The organism is Streptomyces sp. MB09-01 (assembly GCF_033794505.1).
Lineage (GTDB): Bacteria > Actinomycetota > Actinomycetes > Streptomycetales > Streptomycetaceae > Streptomyces.
Genome location: NZ_JARAYQ010000214.1, coordinates 1 through 14,343 on the forward strand (window position 1 = coordinate 1; position 14,343 = coordinate 14,343).

The 14,343-nt window shown below is 69.6% G+C and carries 11 protein-coding genes and 4 pseudogenes; 10 read left to right on the forward strand and 5 right to left on the reverse strand.

Annotation, left to right across the window (positions count from 1 at the left end; genetic code table 11):
- Positions 1-368: 368 nt before the first annotated feature.
- Positions 369-682, forward strand: a pseudogene (locus PV721_RS32615) (IS5/IS1182 family transposase); the annotation flags it as partial.
- Positions 683-687: 5 nt separating this feature from the next.
- On the opposite strand, the gene PV721_RS32620 reads toward PV721_RS32615, so the two are convergent.
- The 3 genes and pseudogenes from PV721_RS32620 to PV721_RS32640 all read right to left on the reverse strand — a co-directional run bounded on the left by PV721_RS32620 (position 688) and on the right by PV721_RS32640 (position 2,961).
- Positions 688-810, reverse strand: coding sequence for a hypothetical protein (locus PV721_RS32620; protein WP_319730739.1), 123 nt, complete (start codon positions 808-810; stop codon positions 688-690).
- A 573-nt stretch (positions 811-1,383) separates the two neighbouring features.
- Positions 1,384-2,154, reverse strand: a pseudogene (locus tag PV721_RS43810) (transposase).
- A 60-nt stretch (positions 2,155-2,214) separates the two neighbouring features.
- Positions 2,215-2,961, reverse strand: a complete 747-nt coding sequence (locus PV721_RS32640; RefSeq protein ID WP_416371229.1) for an AraC family transcriptional regulator — start codon at positions 2,959-2,961, stop codon at positions 2,215-2,217.
- A gap of 50 nt (positions 2,962-3,011) precedes the next feature.
- Here PV721_RS32640 and PV721_RS32645 point away from each other — a divergent pair.
- The 4 genes and pseudogenes from PV721_RS32645 to PV721_RS32660 form a co-directional block, all read left to right on the forward strand.
- Positions 3,012-4,141 (forward strand): annotated as a pseudogene (locus PV721_RS32645) (MFS transporter).
- A 330-nt stretch (positions 4,142-4,471) separates the two neighbouring features.
- Positions 4,472-5,443: a quinone oxidoreductase gene (locus tag PV721_RS32650; protein ID WP_319730719.1), complete on the forward strand. Its 972-nt coding sequence runs from the start codon at positions 4,472-4,474 to the stop codon at positions 5,441-5,443.
- Between the two features lie 540 nt (positions 5,444-5,983).
- Positions 5,984-6,898 carry a recombinase family protein gene (locus tag PV721_RS32655; RefSeq protein WP_319730721.1) on the forward strand — a complete coding sequence of 305 codons (915 nt, stop codon included), beginning with the start codon at positions 5,984-5,986 and terminating at the stop codon, positions 6,896-6,898.
- Positions 6,899-6,949: 51 nt separating this feature from the next.
- Positions 6,950-7,254: pseudogene (locus PV721_RS32660) on the forward strand (transposase); the annotation flags it as partial.
- A gap of 16 nt (positions 7,255-7,270) precedes the next feature.
- Here the strand turns inward: PV721_RS32660 and PV721_RS32665 are convergent.
- Positions 7,271-8,098 carry an NmrA family NAD(P)-binding protein gene (locus PV721_RS32665; RefSeq protein WP_319730723.1) on the reverse strand — a complete coding sequence of 276 codons (828 nt, stop codon included), beginning with the start codon at positions 8,096-8,098 and terminating at the stop codon, positions 7,271-7,273.
- A 447-nt stretch (positions 8,099-8,545) separates the two neighbouring features.
- On the opposite strand from PV721_RS32665, the gene PV721_RS32670 reads away from it, so the two are divergent.
- The gene (locus PV721_RS32670) at positions 8,546-8,749 is read left to right on the forward strand and encodes a hypothetical protein (protein ID WP_319730725.1); all 204 of its coding nucleotides are present in this window, start codon (positions 8,546-8,548) and stop codon (positions 8,747-8,749) included.
- A 289-nt stretch (positions 8,750-9,038) separates the two neighbouring features.
- Positions 9,039-9,677 carry a hypothetical protein gene (locus PV721_RS32675; RefSeq protein WP_319730727.1) on the forward strand — a complete coding sequence of 213 codons (639 nt, stop codon included), beginning with the start codon at positions 9,039-9,041 and terminating at the stop codon, positions 9,675-9,677.
- A gap of 340 nt (positions 9,678-10,017) precedes the next feature.
- Here the strand turns inward: PV721_RS32675 and PV721_RS32680 are convergent, their stop codons facing one another.
- Complete coding sequence (locus tag PV721_RS32680; protein ID WP_319730729.1) at positions 10,018-10,323, reverse strand: hypothetical protein; 306 nt, start codon at positions 10,321-10,323, stop codon at positions 10,018-10,020.
- 7 nt (positions 10,324-10,330) lie between these two features.
- Between PV721_RS32680 and PV721_RS32685 the strand changes: the two genes are divergently transcribed.
- The 3 genes from PV721_RS32685 to ppk2 all read left to right on the forward strand — a co-directional run.
- Complete coding sequence (locus PV721_RS32685; protein WP_319730731.1) at positions 10,331-11,344, forward strand: CAP domain-containing protein; 1,014 nt, start codon at positions 10,331-10,333, stop codon at positions 11,342-11,344.
- A 181-nt stretch (positions 11,345-11,525) separates the two neighbouring features.
- Positions 11,526-13,286, forward strand: coding sequence for an immunity 49 family protein (locus tag PV721_RS32690; protein ID WP_319730733.1), 1,761 nt, complete (start codon positions 11,526-11,528; stop codon positions 13,284-13,286).
- A gap of 140 nt (positions 13,287-13,426) precedes the next feature.
- A partial coding sequence (gene ppk2, locus PV721_RS32695) for a polyphosphate kinase 2 (RefSeq protein ID WP_319730735.1) occupies positions 13,427-14,343 on the forward strand: 917 nt, incomplete at its 3' end.

Sequence of the window (14,343 nt, forward strand, 5' to 3'; positions counted from 1 at the left end):
GCCCTTCCCTGCCCGACCCACTGTGCCTCGGCCCGTACGCCGCACCGCACGCCGCACCGCCCCGCGCACCAGGACAACGACAGGTAGCCATCGAGGTAGTGGCCCCACGGGCCGGGAGGCTTCACCGCACTGGCCGCGCCCGTCCGGCACCGGTTGGAGCGGTCTCGATCCCGACCGGGCTGAGGCATGGAAGGCGGTGTCTGCTGCAACACCGATGAGGTCCGCCTCGCGGTGGAGGCGTGCGCCAGCGCCCTCGAACACGGTCGCCCTCCCGCTGGCCGTCCGGAGGCCGGGCCCCGCGCGGATCCGCGCGCGAGACCGGCGTTGGATTCCGGCCGGATGGGCCGGCCCGCAGAGCCCAGTGCCCGGTGCCCGGTGCCCGGGCAGATCGTCCGTCGCTCCACCAACGTGGATGGAGCCCCGACGAGGAACTCGGGCGCTCGCGGGGCGGCTTGACCTGCGAGATCCACCTCGCCGGGGAGGTCGGGATACGTCCGCTGACTCTGCTGATCGCCCGGCCAGTGGGGCTACCTGCGACGACGCCAGATCAAGCACAGCATCCCCGAACCGGGCGACCAGCGGACCGACCGCCGACGCCGCGGCAGCGACGGCGGGGTCGGCCCGTAGCTTTGAAAGGAAGAGGTACGTGCGCCGCGACGAGGTCGAGCGGACGATCAACAGGCGGGCTCAGTGGTGGCTGAGCATTTCGTCGGCCGGAATGCAGTCCCCCATGGTGTTGGCCCAGTCGTTGGGACTGCCGAACACCAGCCGCGTGAGCAGAACATCGCCGGCTCGCTGCGCGCGCGGCATGAAGCCCAGATCCTGTGACCCGATGTCCCGACCGGCTTTCAAGAGGTGGGCGGTGAGCTCGTCCGAAAGCTCGGCGGAGGCCGGCCCACCAGCCGTACTCCGTCGAGGGTGACCTGGGGGCCGGCCAAGGCGTCGACCACGACGCAGGTCAATCCCATCCGGTCGACGTAGTAGGCCACGACGGCTACACGGTGGAACGGGCCATCCACTGCGTGGAACCTCGTGCGCCCACAGCTCGAACGGCCCGAACGTGCCGATCTCTGAAGCCGTGTCAGCCGCGTATCCGCGCGCGAGCATCGCGCTGGTCGCCTCCTCCACGCTCCTGCCGAATCGCAGGGGGCCGACGCGCTCCATCGGCGCATAATCCCATTGCTCACGGTCGGATTCGGCTGTCACGGCCCACGAGTCCCGCCACACGTCCAGTAACCCCTTCCGGCTGATACCTACCGACACGACGCCCATGACTCCGGTCCCTCCGGCGTTCACCTGATCCGCCGCACAGAGCCCGGCCCGCTAAAGGGTGTTGCAGAAGGTCTGGGTTGGGCAGGTCTATGTGCCGCCTGACCTGCTGTTTCACCGAGCCAGGGCGAGGTTGTGCATGGTGGCGACGGCCTGGACGGCGTGGTGAAGGCCGTCTCCTTTCTGGCGGCAGTCGCGGAGGATCTTCCAGTTCTTCATGCGGGCGAAGGTGTGCTCGACCCGAGCGCGAACGCGTCGGTGTTCGGCGTTGTCCTCTTCCTGCCTCCGCAGGAGGGGCCGTCCGGCCCCTTCTGCGGTGCGGGACGATCAGGCCGGTGCCCAGGTAGGCGCCGTCGGCAATGACCGTCGTGCCGGCTGCCGCGGCTGGCAGGTCGGACTCGCGCCAGACGTGGGCGTCCGCCTTGTTGCCCGGCGCCGGGCGTGCGCTCGCGACGACCAGTCGGCTGTCCGCGTCGATGACGATCTGCACGTTCGCCGAGAACCGGTAGTTCCTCGACGAAGCGCCACGCTGCGGTCGCGGACGGGGATGAGGGTTCCGTCCACGATCCACAGCCGGTCCACGTCGGCGACCGGCCGTGGGGAAGGCTCCAGCGCCAGCAGTGGCCGCAGGCGCTGGATGACCCGGCAGACGGTGGCCGGGGAGATCCCGAAGAGCGGAGCAAGCTGCCGCATCGTGAGGTTCGTGCGGTAGTACACAGCCACCAGCAGCACCCGGTCGGGCAGTGACAGGCACCAGGGACGGCCACCGCCGGGCCCGTTTCCGCCCCGCTCCCGCACCACTTTCACCAGCTTCGCGAACCGCTCGATCCGCAAGCCCGTGAACGTCTCCACCCACACCGGCTCAGCCCGCAACACCCCACCCATACGGGCAAAATGCCCATGACTGAGTCTTCTGCAACACCCTTTAGGAGGCCTGGTCCTGTGTCAGGTGGCGGGGCGGGCGCCGGGAGTGTGGCCGAAGGTACGGCGGAAGACGTCGATGAAGGTGCTGGCGGAAGACCAGCCGCAGCGGTGGGCGACCGCGGTGACGGGGATGTCGTCCGCCAGGAGGATCAGCGCGTGGTGGAGCCTGATCTGAGTGCGCCACTGTAGGTAGGTGAGGCCGAGGTCGTCGCGGAGGCGGCGGGAGAGGGTGCGGGCGCTGGCGCCGATCTGGCGTCCGAGGTCGTCGAGTGAGCGGTTGTCGGCCGCGTCGGCGCGCAGGATGTCGTGCAGTTCGCAGAGCAGAGGGTCGGTGGGGACCGGCAGGTGTAGCGGCTGTTCGGGGGAGAGGGCGAGCTGGTCGAGCATGACCGCGCGCAGGCGCAGGTGGGGTGGGCTGTCGTTGTCGGGGTCGCGGGTGTACGCGACGATGAGTTCGCGCAAAAGGGGGCTGACGGCGAGGACGACGGGTTTGTCCAGGCCGAGGGGGTTGTCGGTGGCGGGCAGGCCAACGAGGTGGAGGTCGAGTTCGCCGTGTGCCTGATGCTGGTGGACGGTGCCGGCGGGGATCCAGAGCGCGCGGGTGGCGGGGGCAACCCAGGAACCGGCGTCGGTGGTCACCGCGATGGTGCCCCGGCCGGCGTAGACGATCTGGTGATCGTCATGGCGGTGCGCATCGATCTCGCCGCCGGAGGCCAGGCGCTGGGTCCGGGTCGGCGCAACGGATTCGTGGCGGACTTTCTGCATCATCCGTCAATCTACCGAAACGCGACACCGTGTGCTTCTCCCAGCATGGGAGGGTGCGAAGGAACACATCGATCTCCCTGCTGGCCGTGGGACACGCCTGCGTCGACATCTACCAGGGCGCCGTCGCGGCGCTGATCCCGTTCTTCGTGGCCGAACGGGACTACACCTACGCGGTCGCCTCCGGCATCGTGCTGGCCGCGTCCCTGCTGTCGTCGGTGGCCCAGCCGGTGTTCGGGGCGCTCACCGACCGGTGGGCGATGCCGTGGCTGCTGCCGGTCAGCACTCTGCTGGGCGGGGTGGGCATCGCGCTCAGCGGCCTGAGCGGCTCCTACGAGCTCACCCTGTTCTTCGTCGCTGTCTCCGGGATCGGGGTGGCCGCCTACCACCCGGAGTCGGCCCGCGTGGCCCGGCTGGCCAGCGAAGGCAGTCACAGCGCGATGGGCTGGTTCTCCCTGGGCGGCAACATCGGCTTCGCACTTGCCCCGCTCATGGTGTCGGCCGTGATCGGACACGGCTCCCTGCGCTGGACGCCCGTCCTGGTCCTGCCCGCGCTCGCCGGCGCCGCTCTGTGTGTGCCCGTGCTCCGGATGCTCGCCCGGCCCGAGGCCGGCGCGTCCAAGACGGAGGCACCGCGGGGCGCCGATGATGTGGTCTCGTTCGTGAAGCTGTCCCTGGCGGTCGTCTTCCGCTCCATCGTCTTCACCGGCCTAAGCACCTTCATCTCCCTCTACGCCCAGCAGCGCATGCAGGGCAGCACCACCGCGGGCACCATTGCCCTGTTCCTGCTGTTCCTGGGCGGCGCAGTCGGCTCGGTCCTAGGAGGGTCCCTGGCCAACCGCTACGACCGCGTCCATGTCTCCCGCTGGTCCTGCCTGCTCTCCGTCGCCGCCGTGACCGGAGTGATCTACTCTTCTCCCTCCAGGTCACCCTGGGCCAGGATTACCTGCCCTCCCGTATCGGTACTGCCAGCGGCGTCACCCTCGGCCTCACCATCAGCCTCGGCGGCCTCATCAGCCCCCTGCTGGGACACCTGGCCGACTCCACCTCCCTGAAGACAGCCCTCACGCCCCTGATCGCCATGCCTGCCCTGAGCTGGCTCCTCTTCCGCGCCCTGCCCGAACCCACCGCCCCCAAGCCTCGAGCCGACGCACCCGCGCCCGCATCCGCGCGGCAGGACGCGTAGAGCTGCACGGATCAATGTGCATGAACAAGGGCCACCGACGGAATTGACTGACCTGCAGGAACGTGGCTTCCGCCAGGCGTCGATCCCGCGCAGCTGTGTTCGCGTTCCCGGGTGATGACCGCTAACGGAAGCCAGCTGCGGTGCGAGCGCAGGCAGAGCCGTGATGCCCGGCCGACCCTCGACCGCGTTTCGTCACCTGGGCAGGCCCATTCCGTCGGTGGCACCCTTCTCCCACGTGGGCACGAGACGGCTACGACACCTCACCGCGAGCGGGAATCGGATCGCCACGACCGGAGTTGGTGAGGGAAGTCAGCCGTTTCAGGAGGGGTCATGCGAGCGATTCAGGTTTCCGAAGTGGGCGGTCCCGAGGTGCTGCGACTGGTCGACATTGATCAACCGATGCCGGGCCCGGGCCAGGCGGTCGTGGAGGTCGCCACGTCCGGCGTCAACTTCCTCGACGTATACCACCGCCAGGGCCGGTACACCCTCCCGCTGCCCTTCACCCCGGGCACTGAGGGCGCGGGCACGGTCCTCGAGGTTGGACCCGGCGTCACCCACGTCGCTGTGGGAGACCGGGTCGGCTGGGTGGATATTCCCGGCACCTATGCCGAGCAGGCCGTCGTGGACTCCTCCCGGCTCGTGCCCCTGCCCGACGGCGTCGACTTCGAGGCCGCCGCCGCCGTGCTGCTGCAGGGCATGACGGCGCACTACCTCGTCAAGGACGCCTACCCGGTCCAGCCAGGCGACACGGTGCTCGTGCACGCTGCTGCCGGCGGCATGGGGCTTGTGCTGACCCAGCTCATCACCCATCTCGGCGGCAGAGTGATCGGCACAACCTCGACACCGGAGAAGGCCCAGCTGGCGCGGCGCGCCGGGGCCGCCGAGGTGATCCTCTACTCTGCAGTGGACGATCTCGCGGCCGAGGTGAAGCGGCTCCATGGCGGCCAGGGCCTGCCTGTCGTCTTCGACGGCGTCGGCAGGGACACCTTCGATGCGAGCCTCGCCAGCCTGCGAACCCGCGGCCACCTGGTGCTCTTCGGCGCCGCGAGTGGTGCAGTGCCGCCCTTCGACCCCATCCGGCTCGCCCAGGGCGGTTCGCTGACCCTGATCCGGCCAAGCCTCGGGCACTTCATCGCCGATCGGTCCGAGCTGCTCCGGCGCGCCGCCGACGTGCTTGAATTGGTGCGCACCAAGGCGCTTGAGACCACCGTGACGGCCCGCTACCCGCTCGCCGAGGTCGCCCAAGCTCACCGCGATCTGGAGGCTCGGCGTACCACCGGCAAGCTACTCGTCATCCCCTAGGGCCACCGACGGAATTGACTGACCTGCAGGAACGTGGCTTCCGCCAGGCGTCGATCCCGCGCAGCTGTGTCCGCGATCCCGGGTGATGACCGCTAACGGAAGCCAGCTGCGGTGCGAGCGCAGGCAGAGCCGTGATGCCCGGCCGACCGTCGACCGCGTTTCGTCACCTGGGCAAGCCCATTCCGTCGGTGGCACAACAAGGCCCGCACAGCGAACGAGGGCGTGCCCGCACTCCAGATCGCTTCCCTCATCGGCTGGTTCGGTGGGCTTGTCCGAGATCAACCCAGACACGACCCGCAGCCTCCCACCGCCCGACCCGCCCGGACAGTCCGCTGTCAAGCACAGTGGACCCGGGCGGCCGGATCAAGCCGGCCCGGCCTGTCGGCAAACGATCGTTTGACAACACGGAGGCGTCGTGTCCAATGAACCCGTGCAATCCGGGGGTTCGAGGCGGTGCGAATCCAATCAGATCCGATGGTGATTGCTGACAGGGTTTGACGACAGATAGGGTCCGATCCTCCGTACGGAAGGGGCCCTTCGGTGGCGAACCTGGTCTACAAGCGGGTCTCGACCGACCAGCAGTCCACCGCCCGGCAGAACCTCGTCCTGGCCGAGGCCGGGATCGAGGACCCGGTCGTCTTCGAGGAGGACCCGGGCACCTCCAGCCGCCGCCACCCCCTCCAGCGCCCGAAGTTCGGCGCACTGCTCACCTACGCGCGGCCGGGCGACACCGTGCACATCTCCGAGATGTTCCGCCTCGTACGCGGCACCGGCCACATCCTCGACGTGCTCGACGTCCTCCACCGCGACCAAGTGGCGCTGTGCATTCACGACGGCGCGTTCTCCGCCAAGGACCTCACCGTCCGCCACCCCCGCACCGGCGAGCTGCTGTCCACCGTGAAGTTCATGGTGCAGACCCTCGCCGCCGCCGGCGAACTCCAACGCGACCTCCAGCGCGAGCTGACCTACGACGGAGTGCGCGCCGCCGAGGCCAAGGGCGGCAAAGGCGGACGCCGCCCCGCCGTCCCGGCCGGCAAGACCGCCGACGTGCGCACCGCGTACCTGGAAGGCCGCTCCATCGCCGCCCTCGCCCGCGACCACCGGGTCAGCCGCGGCGCGATCCGCACGGCCGTCGCCGTTCTGCCCGACCACACCGCCACCAAGGAGGACGCCCCCGCCCCGGAGTCGCCGGTCACCCTCGACATGCCGGGCAAGGTCGCCGACTTCCTCCGCGCCGCCGTACTGGAGCCCGCCGAGCGGGCCGCGCTCGACCAAGGGGCGACCGTACGGCGCGGCCAGGGCTACACCCTGCGCGTCAGCGCCGTCCCCGCCGTGCACCGACAGCTCCTCGCCCGCTGCCAGCCGCTCTACGGCAGCCAGGGTCTCCCCGCAGTCCCGGCCCAGCGCAAGGCCCGCCGCGAGTACGGGAACCGGGTCAGCACGCTCACGCCCTGACCAAGATCGTTCTCACCGATAACCGCTGCACCGATGTTCCCCGAGGCCGGCACCCGGCCCTTCGCCGTTCTGGCCGACCGCGCGTATTCCTCGCGCGCCATCCGCAGCCACCTGCGGCGTCGGGGAATCCGGGCGGTCATCCCGCAGCCGTCCGACCAGATCGGCCACCGCCTGCGGCGGGGCCGCCGAGGCGGCCGCCCACCCGGTTTTGACCGCCAGGCCTACAAAACACCGTCGAGCGGTGTATCAACCGACTCAAACAGTGGCGCGGCCTGGCCACACGAACCGACAAACTCGCCGTTGCCTACCAGGCCGCACTCCACCTCGCCGGCATCCTCATCTGGACCCGACGCTGACCAAAGAGACAGGACCTTAGCCGGTGGCGCCCGGAGCGCGGAAGCGTCCGGCATGTTCGGCCGCCCACTGAGCGAACGTACGCGCTGGGCGGCCGGTAACCCGCTCGACGGTGTCGACGACGGTCGTGGCGTCACCTTCGGGGTCGGCGTACCAGCCGACGACGTACTCGGCGTCCGCCCGGGACACGCCGGTGGCCATCAGCCTGTCGAGGGCATGCTCGTGCGAGATCGAGACGAAGTCGATGTCGCGGCCGATCGCCCGGGACAGAATCGCGATCCGTTCCCGCGTGGTCAGCGATTCGGGGCCGGTGAGGTTGTAGGAACGCCCCGCATGACCGTCGTCGAGCAACGCGACCGCCGCCACGGCCCCGATGTCGGCCTCGTGGACGAGCGCGCTGGGAAAGTCGTACGGCTCGCGCACGACTCCCTCGGCCCCCACCGATTCGATCCAGGTCAACGTGTTGGACATGAACTCCTGCGGTTCCAGGCGTGTCCACTCCACACCCGAGTCCGCCACGGCCTGCTCGACCGGCCCCACCCAGCCGCCCCACACCACGGTGATGCGCCGCACACCCGCGCCGACCGCCTGCCGCACCAAGGCGGGCCCGGTCTCGGCGAGCCCCGCGGTCACCGTGATGTGTAACCGGCTGACGCCCGCGAAGGCGGCGGCCAGCCCCTCCGGTGCCGTGTGCGTGCCCGCCACCAGCTCCACCCCGGCTGGGAACCTCCCGGCGGCCGCAGCCGGATTCCGCGTCAGTGCCCTTACGTGCTCTCCTCGGCGGACCAGCTCCGCCACGACGTGCCGGCCGGTGTTCCCGGTGGCACCCGTAACCAGTGTCGTCACGGCCGAACCCCTTTCGTCCCCGACGACGCTAAAAGCTCAACCGGACTTGAGGTCAAGAAGCCGAGCGGGGACGGCTGACCGGTGCGCCAGCCAGCCCGGCCGGCCCCAGCCCGGCCCGCACCTCGCCGCGTTGTCGGAGCACCCAAGTACGTCCAGTACAAGGCCGCCCCTCCGCCTCGCGACGCACGACACGGGACGACGCAGGCTTAACCGGCAAGATCCAGAAGCGACGACCCAGTCGGCCCGACCGGCGTGACGGGGCGCCGGTCGCGGGCGTTCGAGGCCGGATACGTGCCAGTCGGCCCACCATTCCCGGGCCGGAATCCGTATGACGGCCGCGCTACCGCACCCGACGGCGGCCCGTCGTCGCTCCGTACCGCTCTGCCGGTTCATGACGGAACGGTCACGCACCGCCACATCGGGCAGGTCGCCCTCGTTGGTCTGGGTATGGAGCAGAAAACCGTTTCACCTCCGCAGTGGGCCGACTTCGCCCGACTGGCCCAGGATGTCCGGCAGCGTTCCGATGCCCCGATCTACGACGCACTGGAGCGGCTATGGCTCACCCAGGGCCGTGAAGTGCCCCGCCGCCCGGGCCCGTCGCTGCGCGGCCGGAATCCGGTGAATCCCGACGACCTGTTCCGCCGCGGCTGAGCGGTACACCCCATCGCGGCCGGTACAGCCGCTCACACGGATGCAGCAGAGCAAGCGTGTCCGCAACCACGGCTACTGCCACGCACGCTGCTGCCGGTGGCCGGAAGACCGCAGCGAGCGCTGCCCCTCGCGCCACCGGGCCTGCTCGGCGGCCTTCCTGACAGCCCTCATCGGTCTTCCGGTCAGTGTGCAGGCATGCCCTCCGAGCTACGCACCGCCCCCTGATGCTCTGTCAGTGCTTCTCGGTAGCGTGAGGGTGTCCTGAGACATCGGAGGGGATGGGGGCGCCATGTCAGGTAAGAGCCGTAGCAAGGTCTGGGCGGTGATCGGGGGCTCGCTCGTCGTCGTCGGCCTGCTGATCAGGTTGGCGATAGCCTTCGGGGGCTCCCACCAATCGACCACGACAACCGTGAGCCCGCCGCCTACCGACGACGGCGCGATGACGGTCAAGCCGGGCGACTACTCCCCGCCCAGGTACATCTGCGAACACCTCGACTTCAAGGAGTTCGCGAGCGTGTTCCAGCTCCAAGGTGTACGCGACGGATACAACACCGGGCTCGAACCGGAGGTGGTCTCCGGCTCCATGTGCAAGCAGCCGATGTCCCGCGGCGGCACGAACCTGGTGAACGTCACCGTTCACTGCAGCGCCTGGCGGGACGTGGACAAGGCCATCGACGAGTTCGGAGGTCTGGAGGCCCTCGACGGGTCTCCGGAGGCGGTCACCGGCCTGGGGGACCAGGCTTTCCGGTACCGCGCCCCGAACGGTCCCACCGTCGGGATGAAAGTCCGGGCCGGCAATCTCGGGTGCGAGGTCGAGGCCGAGCCGGGCGCGCCGCTGACCGACGCCGAGATCGACGGGTCCTTCACCGCGATGACCCAGCTCCTCCAGACGCTGATACCCAAGCTGGGCCCGGTGAAGGCACCTTGAGCGCTGCCCGTCGACCGGCGTGACGCGGGCCGGTCACGGGCGTTGAAGGCCCGCCACGTGCCAGCCGGTCCACCACTCCGGGCCCGTATCCGTGTTGCGGTCCTGCTGACCCCGACCAGGCGGCAGGACCGTCGTCATTACCCCGGCACAGCGGAGGACTTGTCCACGCCCACCTTGCCGATGCTGCCGTCGGCCGCCTCGACCCTGAAGCCGGTCGGATCGGTACCGGCCGGGTAGCGCGAGGTCTACCTGGTACGTGGGGATCTTTCTCCGTTTAGGAGCCACCACAGATTTCCACTCAGCGCAACCACAGCGGGATAATTCACCCGCATGGAGCAATTCAGTGATCGCCGAACGGGTGGCTGTACGTCAAATGGGTGACGATGACCGCATAGTCCGGCGTGCGATGAATCGCGCTCGGCGAGCGGAGATATCCACCATCGGAGTGTTCGATGAAAACGAACTCTTTCGCAACGGTGGTTGCCCTTGTGTGCGGCCTTGTCATGATGGGCCCGACGGCAACTGCCTCCACAGATGTGCGCGCCTCTTCGGTGCCTGCTGCCGATGAGAAATCCCCCACGTGCCCCTCGCCCAACGCACCGCCCGGCACGGGCTCCCAGATAAGCGCCGCGGATGCTGCCGACATCGTCCGTGTGCACAACGAAGCACGCCGAGAGGCCGTCAAGAAGTACAACCCCGGCCTTCCTGTGGTCTCTCTTGCATGGAATCCCAAGCTTGCCTGTGACGCGCAGGCCTGGGCCGATGACCCTGCATCCAGTCAGGGCGGTACGCTCCACCACAGCAGCCGTGCCACGAATGGCAACGCGGGCGAGAACCTCTTCAATGCTTACCCGGGGCCGCCTCGTCCCATGATGGCGCTGGACCCCGCGGTGAGCTTCAGCTGGATAGCCGAGAAGTCCAAATTCGACGCGGACAACAACGCCCCGGTCAACAGTAGCGCTTCACCGGGAACCAATTACCGCGCGTGGGGCCATTACTCTCAGATGGTGTGGATGTCTCCCGCATCGTCCACCACCGAAATCGGGTGTGGCGTGAAGCAGGGCGTGCCTGTGGCGAGCAGTACGGGGTGGATCCTGGTGTGCCGCTACATCGCGGCAGGCAACATCAACGGGCAGCGGGCCGTACCCCAGACTGCGACACCAGCAGCCTGTGACCCGGCCGCCGCCAACCGGGCCCCGACCGCCGCGACTGCCGCCCAGGCCAGGGATGCGGTGAGGTGCCTGATCAACGCGCAGCGCACACAGCGCGGTCTGCCTGCCCTCACCGTCAACCAGGCCCTGACCAACGCGGCCCAACAGCATGCCGTCGCGGCCGTGCAGCTGAAGTGGTGGGGGCCGGGCAGGGACTCGCACCGCAACCCCCAGACCGGCTCGACACCGAGGAGCCGCATCCAGGCGGCCGGATACTGTCCGAACGCCCGGTCGTGGGAGTTCGGCGAGCTCACGTACACCGGCCGGGGCGGGTCGGGAACTCCTCAGGCTGCCGTCAACTGGTGGATGAACAGCCCTGGCCACCGCGCCCTCATCCTCAATGCGTCCCTACGTGAGATGGGCCCGTCGGCCCAGCCCGGCTCGGCCGACCAGGCCGGGGCCTCGTCGACCGGTGCCGGCACCTACGTCGTGACCCTCGGGCGCTGCCAGCAGTGATTCCGTCACCGCCGGTCCGGCGGTCCGGGCGCCTGAGCCCGGGGTGGAGACTCCCCGGCGCTACCGGCGCCCCGATCGGGCCGGGGGCTGCGTCCCCGGGCGTCCCGTCGCCAGCAGCGCGCCTGGCCTGTCAGATGCCGCGCTTAGGCTGTCCGGACGGACAGCAGCAAGGAGCAGCGAAGTGCGGATAGAGCGTCATCAGGTGGGCGAGGCAGTTGTTTCGGCGGCGCGCGAGGACTTCGCGAACCGGATCGGGGGGCAGGTCCGGTCCATGTCGAAGGCCGGCCGGATGGCCACCTACGAATGGCAGTCGGTCGCCGACGAGTTCCTCGACTACCTGGGCGCCCTCTCCGTCGAGACGCGCGGCCTGGATACGCCGGAGGCCGAGGCCGTCCTCAAGGACGCCGCCGAGGCCGCGGCCGGCGCCGTCTGCTTCGCGGCGTACTACCCGCACTGCACGTTCCAGGTCTTCCTCGACTACGTGAACTTCGGCATCAGCTACGACCCGGGCGACGAGGCCGGCGCCGGGGAAAGCGTCAGCCCCGGCGAGTGGATCGACGCGTTCTGCCTCGCGCTCCTCAGGGACAAGGCCAAGTGGCACGGTGAGGCCTTCCACTTCGCCCGTCAGAAGTTCGCCGAGGAAGCGCAGGGAAGCCCCGCCGGCGAGCTGATCACCGGCTTCACGGCCCAGTTCCTCGACGACACCGGAAACGACGCGGAGTACCCGCCCAGCGCACAGGCGAAGCTCGCCGCCATCGACGCCGCGCTGGCCCGCGTCCGTAGCCGGGCCGAGGAGACCGGCGAAAGCCTCCTCGACCGGCCGGACAGCACGGCGCTGAGGACCTTGCGCGCCCTGGCCGTCGAGGACCGGGAGGCTTTCGACTCCGGACTGGCCGCCCTCCTGCTCGCGCACGCCACCTCGCACGGCCCCGCCGCCTCGCCGGCCAGTCTCCTCCCGCTTATGCCGCTCGCCCTGGCCTCGGTCGCGTACCGGACTCTGGGCTGGATGCCGGCCGTCCACTCCGACTACCTCCCGCACGCCCTGGTCACCGGCTTCGAGGCCCGGGGCCCGAGGGTGGGAGGCCTCGGCCGCGACCGGCGGCCGGACGCGGTCGCCGCCCTGGCGGCAGGCCCGCTGGTGGTCCAGCGACCGGGCGGCGGACAGCCCGTGAACCCGAGGATCGAGGCCCTGTGGGACCAGTCCGTCCAGGAGGCCCTCACCTCGGAGGAGGGGAAGCCCCTTGCCGCGTCGCGGCTGGGGAGCGCCATGCACTACCAGGAGCTCCTCTTCAAGTGGCGCGCGGGCAACTCGGCCGACGTCACGGACGCGCAGCTCGCGAACCTGCGGCTGGCCTCCCAGCTGGGGGCGGCCGTGTTCCGCATCGCCCTGGCGGAGCCGGGTACCGAGGCCGAGGTGACCATCGACGGCCAGAATTTGCGCTACCCGGCTGCGCGGGGCGAGGCGGCGGGCGCCGACAATTGGACGAGTGCCGTTGCCTTCGCGCTGATCACGGGCGTACGCGAAGATCTTGCCCCCGTGGTCCTCGCCGGCCCTGCGATCGCCGGCAAGGACGGCTCGGCCTTCGCCTCGTACCGGGAGGCCCTCCACGCCTACCTGACGGGAGTCGATGCCGAGCCGGCGGCGCAGCGGGCGCTGCGCGGAGCCGAGAAGGCCAAGGAGTGGGGCTTCTTCCCACCCCCCGCCGTACTGCTGTCGCAGCTCGTGGAGGGCGACGAGGAGAGCTTCAACCTGGCCTTGGCCGATGCCCTCGAAGCCCACCGCGACCACTACCAGGTCGCCGACCGCGCCGACACCCTCGACGTCGCGATCGACCTCAACGTCCTGGCCCTGGCCTGCCACGCCCGACGACGGGGCTGGGACATCCGCGTCGAGTCCCCCTACCTGCCCCAACGGCTCCTCAAAGCCGCCCAACCCGTCTAGGACGAGCGATACATCGGGCCGGGTACGGGACCGCCGCAAACCCTGTCCGTGACGTCTGCCGAAACGCCAGCCCCGGGCGGTAAGGCGGACCTCCTCGGGTTGCTCGACATCGTCGCGCGTCGCGTGGGTAGGGGCGTGGCATGAAAGACCACGAGTTCCAGCGGCCAGAGGCCGAGAACCTGCTGACAGGGCTGAGCGTGGATGACCGGCGTCCGGAACAGCCCGTGCTGCTGGACTCGTCCGGCGCTCCGATTCGGACGTGGCAGGAGAACTACCCGTACGACAGCAAGATCAGGCGGAGCGAGTACGAACGGACCAAGCGCATCCTGCAGATCGAGCTCCTGAAGCTTCAGCGCTGGGTGAAGGACACCCGGGCCCGGCTGGTGGTGATCTGCGAGGGCAGGGACGCGGCGGGCAAGGGCGGCACGATCCAGCGGTTCACCGAGCGGCTCAACCCCCGTGGGGCACGGATCGTCGCTCTGGACAAGCCGACCGAGCGGGAGGAGGGGGAGTGGTACTTCCAGCGGTACGTCGCTCATCTGCCGGCCGCCGGTGAGATCGTCTTCTTCGACCGCTCCTGGTACAACCGCGCCGGCGTCGAGAAGGTCATGGGGTTCTGCACTCCTGACCAGTACGAGCTCTTCTTGCGGCAGTGTCCGGCCTTCGAGGCGATGCTCGTGGACGATGGGATCCTGCTGGTGAAGTTCTGGTTCTCGGTCTCCCGCGCCGAGCAGCGCACCCGCTTCGCGATCCGCCAGGTCGATCCGGTGCGGCAGTGGAAGCTGTCACCCACCGACCTGGCCTCCTTGGACCTGTGGGACGCGTACACCACCGCGAAGATCGCGATGCTCCGCGCGACCGACACCGAGCACGCCCCGTGGACGGTGGTCAAGAGCAACGACAAGCGGCGGGGCCGGCTGGAGGCGATCCGCAGCCTTTTGTCGCGCATCGATTACGACCGGAAGGACGAAGCGGCGGTGGGCCGCCCCGACCCCCTCATCGTCGGGGCCGCCGACACGCTCCTGGAGGCGGGCGAAGAACCCACCGACCTCTCCCC

Coding starts and splice junctions, on each gene's coding strand:
- PV721_RS32620 (WP_319730739.1), bottom strand. CDS start 810: ATGCCGCGCGCGCAGCGAGCCGGCGATGTTCTGCTCACGCGGCTGGTG.
- PV721_RS32640 (WP_416371229.1), bottom strand. CDS start 2,961: ATGATGCAGAAAGTCCGCCACGAATCCGTTGCGCCGACCCGGACCCAG.
- PV721_RS32650 (WP_319730719.1), top strand. CDS start 4,472: ATGCGAGCGATTCAGGTTTCCGAAGTGGGCGGTCCCGAGGTGCTGCGA.
- PV721_RS32670 (WP_319730725.1), top strand. CDS start 8,546: ATGGAGCAGAAAACCGTTTCACCTCCGCAGTGGGCCGACTTCGCCCGA.
- PV721_RS32675 (WP_319730727.1), top strand. CDS start 9,039: ATGTCAGGTAAGAGCCGTAGCAAGGTCTGGGCGGTGATCGGGGGCTCG.
- PV721_RS32680 (WP_319730729.1), bottom strand. CDS start 10,323: ATGTCGGCAGCATCCGCGGCGCTTATCTGGGAGCCCGTGCCGGGCGGT.